This is a genomic window from Frankia sp. AgKG'84/4 (genome assembly GCF_023242965.2).
GTDB lineage: Bacteria > Actinomycetota > Actinomycetes > Frankiales > Frankiaceae > Frankia.
Genome location: NZ_JALKFU020000808.1, coordinates 1 through 1,065, shown reverse-complemented (window position 1 = coordinate 1,065; position 1,065 = coordinate 1). Strand labels below are relative to the sequence as shown.

Below are 1,065 nucleotides of genomic sequence, written 5' to 3'. Positions count from 1 at the left end.
GCCGCGGCCTCGTCGCCGACCGCGAGCGGCACCAGCGCCGGCCTGGAGGTGATCGGCGGGGTCAGCGCCACCGTCCGGCGGGCGGCGACGATCGCGACGAGGGCGCCGACGGAGAGCCCGAGGCCCGCGCCGTTGACGCCGAGCCCCACGGAGGCCGCCGCGATGATGCAGGCCACCCGACAGAACGTCTCGAAGATCATGTTCCGGGCCAGGCCCGGATAGTTGCTGCGGGCCTGGAGCAGGCCGCGTTCGACGCACACGCTGACCCACAGGGCGGCGCCGATCGCGGCCTCCGCGATCGCGAACGGATGCGGGTAGGCCAGCAGCGCCGCGACCGGCCGGCACAGCACGAGCGCGACCACCACGGCGCCCGCCGCCGAGAACATCATCACCTGACGGAGGCGGGCGATCCAGCCACGACGTTCCCGGCGGGTGCGGTCCGTGTGGGAGAGGTCACGATGCACGACGGCCGTCAGCACCGCGGTACCGACGACGGCCAGGACCATGTAGATGTTGGTCTGGACGACGACAGCGCCGTACTCGGAGGGCTTCAGGAGCCTGGCCAACACCAGGTTCATGATCAGGTTGAGGAAGTTCGCGCCGGCCCCGGCCGCGGCGAGCAACATCGGCCCGCGCAGCATCTCGACGACGATGTCCCGGCGCAACAGCGCCGACGGCGACCGGCGCGCGCCCCGGGCCGCGGGCATCGTGTCAACCGCTGACATCGGCGGCCCCGGCCCGCAGGAGCCGTTCGGCAGCTCCCTCGGCAGGCTGTGAGGGAACGGTCACGGACTCGGCGAGCTCGGTGACGGCGGCGAGGTACAGGCCGACGAACTCCCGCGCCGAGTCCTCGTCCATCAGCTCGCGGGCATGGCAGAACGACAGGTGCACCCGGTCTGCCATCCGGACCACGTGGACGGCGAGCCCCTGCGGCATCCGGCCCGGGGCGGTCAGGTGCAGGTCGAGCAGCCGCGGGCCGCCCGCGCCGACGGTGAGGTCGGTGGGCACATGGCCGAGGTTGCTCACGGCGGCGGTGGGCATGAGCGCGGGGCGGACGGTGGCGAC

The 1,065-nt window shown here is 73.3% G+C and carries 1 protein-coding gene and 1 pseudogene; both read right to left on the bottom strand.

Translation table 11 applies throughout. From position 1 onward, the window contains the following. Nucleotides 1-707, bottom strand: a 707-nt coding sequence (locus MXD58_RS25365; protein WP_250610176.1) for an oligosaccharide flippase family protein, incomplete at its 3' end; no start/stop codon positions are given. 4 nt (nt 708-711) lie between these two features. Then, nucleotides 712-1,065 (bottom strand): annotated as a pseudogene (locus MXD58_RS25360) (condensation domain-containing protein); the annotation flags it as partial.